This is a genomic window from Pseudoalteromonas sp. S2755 (assembly GCF_005886535.1).
Taxonomy (GTDB): domain Bacteria; phylum Pseudomonadota; class Gammaproteobacteria; order Enterobacterales; family Alteromonadaceae; genus Pseudoalteromonas.
Genome location: NZ_PNDS01000135.1, coordinates 1 through 6,687, shown reverse-complemented (window position 1 = coordinate 6,687; position 6,687 = coordinate 1). Strand labels below are relative to the sequence as shown.

Here is a 6,687-nt window from a genome sequence, read left to right as displayed (position 1 = left end):
CCCAGCTTGAATATCAATAGTGATGGGTGTCGCTTATTTTCGTTGTATTTACAGCGCGTTGTCGTGTGCGATAACCCTGTTTTAATGTAGAGATACGCTTAAGTGCTAAGAAATAACTTATCGAAAAACGTTATTGACCAAAATGATTGGAGTGTTTACATACTTTTTTATTTCACTCTCCCAGCTTGAATATCAATAGTAGTGGGTGTCACTGATTTTTCTGGCGACGCATTCTTCTTCACCTCGAATTATAGAAGCAAGATATTCTTCATCAATGTCAAAGCGACCGTCTGAACCCACATCCTCTAGGTCAAACGTACTCTGGTGATATTGGTAAAACTGCCACAACATGCTAAATGCAGCACTATCGGCAATTTCAGCTTTCCGTATTGTAATTTTCATTTGATGCCTAACAACGAGCCTGTAGAATAACTCGTTTCAAATTTGTTTTTGTAATCAACAAACGATAACTGAGTTCCTATTTTGATTCAATCGTTTAGTTGGGTGTGAGTTGTTATTTTAGGTTTTTTTTTAAGCTGGTTTGTTGTGGTTTGAGAGGCGTTTCGGAGCTGTTAGGTCCGGTTGTTCTTAGCTTACTACACCCTTTCTCGTAACTTTTCGATATTGTGAACAAGGCAGTATAGCTGCCATTGAGCATTGACTTTTACTTGGCCGCGTAATGTGAGCTTATTCATCCCTTTATTCACCGTGATGTTGCCGAATACTGGTTCGATACATCCAAGTCGTTTGCTGTATTGTCGTCGTCCTATTGGGCTGTCTATTTTTACTTTCATTTTGTCGATGTAACTGATTTTTTTGCGAGACTCATCACTCTTAAACTGTACTTGTCGGCCTGTTTTTATCGGTGGCTTTCGCATGCACTGCTGTTGTAGTGGGCATACTTTGCAATCTTTTAAGTAACCACAGAATCGCGTGTATTCTTGGTTGTAGCTTTTTACATTGATACCGCTTCGCTGTAACTCCACCCAATTTAGTACAGCTATTTCGTAGAGTTTTATGCAGCCTCAAGATAACCAATTGGTGTCATATCACCTAGTGAATCATGAGGTCGCTCATAATTATAAATATCTAACCACTCATCAGTGATTTCACGTACTTCTTGCAGTGACTCAAACAAGTATAAATCTAGCACTTCTTCACGGTAACTCCGATTAAACCTTTCCACAAAACCATTTTGGTAAGGACTGCCTGGCTCTATAAATTCCAACTTGATGTCATTTTTCATTGCCCAATCTTCGAGTGCCGTTGAAGTAAATTCTGGGCCATTGTCCACTCTAATCTGCTTTGGTTTTCCTCGCCAAGCAATAATTTGTTGTAGCGTTCTAATAACTCGTTCAGAAGTTAAGCTTGTATCGACCTCAATCGCCAGTGCTTGTCGGTTGAAATCATCCAGCACATTCAGTGTTCTAAAACGATGTCCATAGCTTAATGCGTCACTCATAAAGTCCATTGACCACGATTCATTATGTTGTGTCGGTGCACTTAATGGTTCAGGTGTTCTTGTTGGAACACGGCGCTTCCCCTTACGTCTCAAGTTTAGTTTTAGCATGTTGTAAACGCGTTCAACACGCTTTTTATTCCACGGCTTACCTTTATTGCGAAGCCTTTTGAATAGCTTAGGCAGCCCCCACCTAGGATGGCGCTCTACCAGCGCAAGTAATGCGTCGATAACTTCATCATCTGACGGCCGTTTATGTTTGTAATAAAAAACTGAGCGGCTTAGCCCTGCCACTTCACAAGCAAATGCGACGCTGACGTTAAATTGAGCTCTCAAATGCTCTACCCAAGCTCTGCGCCTACTTGTTTTTACAGCTTTTTTGCGATGATATCCTCAAGCATCGAGTGCTTTAGGCTAAGCGTTGCAAACATATCTTTTAGCTTACGGTTTTCTTCTTCAAGCTCTTTAAGTCGCTTAACGTCTGAAGCTTCCATCCCGCCATATTTTGAGCGCCATTTATAAAACGTACTTTGGCCGATACCATGTTTGCGGCAGATTTCTGGCACAGGAATACCTGATTCAGCTTCCTTGATCATGCTGACAATTTGGGTTTCGGTGAACTTGCTTTTTCTCATCGTAAATTTTCCTATTTTAGTTAATGGAAAATTCTACTTATGAACTGTTTCATTTTTTGGGGGAGTTACATCCACTTTGTATTATTCATCAACGATACTGAATAACTAGAAATACTTTTATCTATGCGTTCTCGGATAATATCCATAGTCAAATTGCACTATAACGCTTGCCGTAAACGGCACAAAGTAGCAGGCTAAAATTGGCGACGAAGGAGCACAAGCCTGCTGTTTTGTGTCCTTGGTTTTACGGCCTTGTTAGGTACCGCTGCTCACTTTATCGTACAAATAGTTTATAGAATGATGAAGTTCATTTTGGTTACAAAAATAATCATTGATCACACCAAAAGTTTTAAACTCACTGATATTGTAACCGTCTTCAATATCGTTGAAATATAGTACTTGGTTTCCAAATATAGCTACGACATAAAAACCACCACCTAAGTCGCCAATGGGTGATAATTGCCATTTTTGAGGCATAACCTTAATAAGATTCCAAAAGCGTTGTTGAGGTTCGTCAAGGAGCCAGAATTGATTTTCAAGATCGTTATCAATCCATGACTTTTCTACCGGTTTCCAGTTATTCACAATATTACCTAGGTACCTAACGCTTGCCTAACCGGCGCGAAATAGCAGGCTAAAATTAGCGACGAAGGAGCGCAAACCTGCTGTTTTGCGTCCTTTGGTTTAGGCACTTGTTATACGTTTTTTAAGCCGTCAAAGGGTTTAATTGTTATATTTATACTTTGTAAAAAGCCATCCTCACCTCTAGTGAAAACAAAGGGCTTTCCAGGAACTATTGTTTGAGTAATAGCCCAACCACCTGAGAATTTCATCTCAACATCAATTAGATTTGTTTCACCGCTAAAATTGATTGTTACATCCTCTCCAACCTGAGTTCTATTTATTGTGTCCGTTAAAACTTGCTCTAATTCAAATTCTCTCATTGTTCCCTCTAAACGTATAACGCCTGCCGTAAACGGCACAAAATAGCAGGCTAAAATTTGCGACGAAGGAGCACAGCCTGCTGATTTGCGTCCCTTGGTTTAGGCACTTGTTAGGTCTTGATTTTAAAACCTTTTAGTAATTCTTGTGTAAAGTTAACAGACTTTTCATAAGACTCACACCAATAATCATGAATAGAGAAAGTCACAAGCTTATTACCCATTCGAAAGTGCTGTGTATAAATTCTAAAGCTACTTTTTTTGTCATATGCATCAAGTACAAAGGATTGGATTTTTGAATCCAAATCTATTGTTTCTTGCATGTATTTAAAATTATTTTCTAGGTTTGAATGCTTGGAGTTTTTAACAATTTCGAGATCTCGTTGTGCCCAACCACTTAAAGGAGTATCAACATTGTATGTGGACACATAAATTGAGAATACTTCATCCTCTGAATCAACTCTGACTCCACCTTTAATAACTTCGGGCTTCCATGATTCTGGTAAAGTTAAACCCCAAGTATCAGTAGACAATTCTATATATTTTGATTCTAGTTCCACGTCAGCTCCATTAACGTTAAAAACTTGAAGGAACAGTAAAATTGAAATTATTTTTATAATCAACTGCATGAGAAATACTCTAGAGACCTAACACTTTAGTATTTATGCGACACGCAGTTTGTGTTGCATAATCGCTTGTTGGACTGAGCCGCTACCCGCTCGATGTCTCAGAGTTGGTGTTATTTATGCTAAGGGAATTTGCTTTTTGGAGGCTCTCACTTTCCTAGCTAGTGTATTCAGTTTAGCTAGTGTTATGTAAGCTTTCCCTGCATTGCTCAGCGCTCATTATGTATTCATTACACCTAAATTTACCTTAATAAGCAATTATATTTTTTTAGCGTACAGAGGCCGCTAGCCTGAGCAATTAAGCAGGTTAACTAATTGATTTTGAGCAGCTATCAAGCTGCTAACTCGTTCGGTCTACTTTGGTCGGTGTTGCATCTAACTTGAATACGCCAATTAGCCGCAAGATACCTACCTTACAATGCTGACAAGGCCAATTCGGTATCAATGTCACGTTTTCTCCTGTCTTTGGCCTCTTTGCTCTGCATGTGCATGACGCCTGCGACCTTATCAGCGCTAACTTTCGCTTGCGACATGCATTGGCTAAAAAACCGTAATGTCGAATACGCATAAATCCTTTCGGTAGTACATGCTGCAAATAACGCCGTAAGAATTCGTCATTACTCAGTGTCATCACTTTATCACGATTATCATCTGCGTAATCTCGGTATTTGAAGCTCACCGACTGTGCATTCGCTGTCACTAAACGTGATTCAGACATTACGCCTTTTCGGGTATACCGTGCTAAGTAACTTACTAGCTTTTCACTGTAAGCTAAGCAGGCTTTGCTATACACGCACCACTTTGTTGGCGTGTTTATCTTCACGAGTGACGTATTAAAATCACTAAGCGCCGCTAGCATTTTTCCTCTAAAGACCGTTGATAACGCTTTAACGGGATATAAATAGCCTTTTTCTATCTCATTCCATTGAGTCTTATCGAGCGTACCTGCTGGGATTAAACAGTGTAAATGAATATGCTGACTTAAATTTTGCCCCCAAGTATGCAAGACGCTAGTCATTCCTAATTGGCCATGCCCTTTTCGGTTAGCAAATTTACTCAAGGTTTGCCATGCTGCTTTGAATAAACACTGGTATAAGGCGCTTGGGTTATAATGAGCAATGGCATTAAGTTCATGAGGAAGCGTAAAGACAAGGTGGAAATACCGGCATGGCAATAAGTTCTCTTGCTGCTTTTGTATCCACCTTGCCGTTGCCATTCCTTGACACCGTGGACAATGGCGGTCTCGGCAGCTGCACCCAATCTGCTGTGACTCACCGCAGTTATCGCACTGCCATGTTTGATAGCCGAGCTGACCCGTTCTGCATGATTGAAGATGCTGACAGACGCGTAGCTGCTGATAGCTCATTATATGATGTTGCCGATAATGGCCAAGGCTCGAATTTAAAATATCAGCGAGATGTAAAGTGCTCATAGTTTAACCCAACTTGCGAGTAAATCAACACCGCCATGCCCCAATTCGGGTAACCAATGTAAGTAGCTTTGCGTGGTTTTAATATCACTGTGTCCAAGCTGATGTTGAAGTTGGTGCAATGGCATGCCTGATTCAAGTTGATGTGTTGCATAAGCATGGCGTAGTGCATGTGGATTACAGTGAGTTAAGCCGCAATGTCGTGCATGTTCACGTAATGGTCTCCTGAAGCTTGATGCCGACATGGGTTTATCCATTAACCATCGTGAGTAAAACATCCAACCCCTTGGGTGATACATTTTCCAGTAACTACGTAATTGGTTAAGTACACTATCGGAGGCCACCACATAGCGTGACTTATCTCCTTTACCTTGTTCAATCAAAATGGTTTTTCGCTTTCCATCAATATCTTGCACTTTAATATGCAAAAGCTCACCAATGCGTAAGCCACAACCATAGCAAACCACAATTAACGTTTTTAATCGCATATCCGTACAGTTTTCTATCAACCGCCGAATATCGTCTCGAGATAAATAGGTTGGTGCGCGAGTCTTCGCTTTTGGTAATGCGATATCTAGGTTCAGCGGTCGGTGTAAAATATGTTTAAACAAAAACCAAATACTATTTATTTGTACTTTTTGGCTTGCTCTAGAGAGCTTACGAATAGCCGGATCGTTAAAAAAGATATTCAGCTCGTCATCAGTAATGGAATCGAGTGGTTTATTGAAATAGTGACTCAGCTTAAGTAGATGCTCACAGTAACTTTTGCATGTACGTTGCGAATACCCTCGATAGGCTATTTCTGTTTTGACTTGTTCTATGAGTGGGTTCATGACTTACCTCCAAGTTATGGGATAACCTCAAGGTAAGTGTGGCTCAGTTGGTGAGAGTAGGATCTCCGCGTAGCGGCTTAGTTCAACAATTTAATATCGACCCAATGGGTCGTTTTTCTACCGAGTCGTGGGTCATTATTCTCATTGTACCAGTTTTATCACAATAACTAACTTGTTGCTACAGATATATTTTTCATCCTTATGAAAAGGATGAAAACGACCCAGTGGGTCGTTTTCTTGACTATAGGAGAAATACACCAATACTGTATATAAATACAGTTTTTTTAGAGCTAATTCAATGAGAACTCGTTCACCATTTCTAAACCACATCGCAGAGTTTATGCTGACTAAACAATATTCGCTCAGAACAGTTGATACATATCTTAAGTGGATTTCTTCCTATATTCATTTTAAAGATAAGCGTCACCCTGCTTCAATGGGCGATAACGAGGTTGTCGAATATCTCGACTACCTTGTGCTTAAACGTAATGTGTCGCCTAAAACACAAGCGACAGCGTTAAATGCATTATCTTTTCTGTATAAGCAAATAATTAAACAGGATTTGTGTCCTAATTTAACGTTTGTCAGAAGCAAGCGCCAATCTAAGTTGCCAATTGTTATGACCCCCGAGGAGGTTAAACGTCTCATGTCGTTTTTAAGTAAACGATATTATTTAATTTCAGGTTTAATGTATGGTAGCGGCTTACGTGTAATGGAAGCTGTTCAACTACGAGTTCAGAACATTGACTTTGACTTTGACTTTG

8 protein-coding genes and 1 pseudogene are annotated in these 6,687 nt (G+C 40.0%); 1 reads left to right on the top strand and 8 read right to left on the bottom strand.

Features of this window, described 5'->3' with window-relative positions; genetic code table 11:
* Nucleotides 1–192 precede the first annotated feature (192 nt).
* From CWC03_RS19260 to CWC03_RS19225, 8 genes and pseudogenes are all read right to left on the bottom strand, one after another.
* A complete protein-coding gene (locus CWC03_RS19260; RefSeq protein WP_249314082.1) occupies nucleotides 193–402 on the bottom strand; it encodes a hypothetical protein in 210 nt (69 codons plus the stop codon).
* 194 nt (nucleotides 403–596) lie between these two features.
* Nucleotides 597–974, bottom strand: a pseudogene (locus tag CWC03_RS19255) (transposase); the annotation flags it as partial.
* A 41-nt stretch (nucleotides 975–1,015) separates the two neighbouring features.
* A protein-coding gene (locus CWC03_RS19250; RefSeq protein WP_442960328.1) for an IS3 family transposase occupies nucleotides 1,016–2,094 on the bottom strand; the annotation gives its coding sequence in 2 pieces (ribosomal slippage) (nucleotides 1,016–1,842 and nucleotides 1,842–2,094; 1,080 coding nt in all).
* Between the two features lie 255 nt (nucleotides 2,095–2,349).
* Nucleotides 2,350–2,679: a hypothetical protein gene (locus tag CWC03_RS19245; protein ID WP_138583254.1), complete on the bottom strand. Its 330-nt coding sequence runs from the start codon at nucleotides 2,677–2,679 to the stop codon at nucleotides 2,350–2,352.
* Nucleotides 2,680–2,789: 110 nt separating this feature from the next.
* Entirely contained in the window at nucleotides 2,790–3,038 is a 249-nt protein-coding gene (locus CWC03_RS19240; protein ID WP_138583253.1) for a hypothetical protein, read from the bottom strand.
* A 110-nt stretch (nucleotides 3,039–3,148) separates the two neighbouring features.
* Nucleotides 3,149–3,595: a hypothetical protein gene (locus CWC03_RS19235; RefSeq protein WP_138583252.1), complete on the bottom strand. Its 447-nt coding sequence runs from the start codon at nucleotides 3,593–3,595 to the stop codon at nucleotides 3,149–3,151.
* 406 nt (nucleotides 3,596–4,001) lie between these two features.
* Nucleotides 4,002–5,093, bottom strand: coding sequence for an IS91 family transposase (locus tag CWC03_RS19230; protein WP_138583251.1), 1,092 nt, complete (start codon nucleotides 5,091–5,093; stop codon nucleotides 4,002–4,004).
* Complete coding sequence (locus CWC03_RS19225; RefSeq protein ID WP_138583250.1) at nucleotides 5,090–5,923, bottom strand: tyrosine-type recombinase/integrase; 834 nt, start codon at nucleotides 5,921–5,923, stop codon at nucleotides 5,090–5,092. The genes CWC03_RS19230 and CWC03_RS19225 overlap by 4 nt, the downstream gene beginning before the upstream one ends.
* Before the next feature lie 298 nt (nucleotides 5,924–6,221).
* Between CWC03_RS19225 and CWC03_RS19220 the strand changes: the two genes are divergently transcribed.
* A partial coding sequence (locus tag CWC03_RS19220) for a phage integrase N-terminal SAM-like domain-containing protein (protein WP_171040284.1) occupies nucleotides 6,222–6,687 on the top strand: 466 nt, incomplete at its 3' end.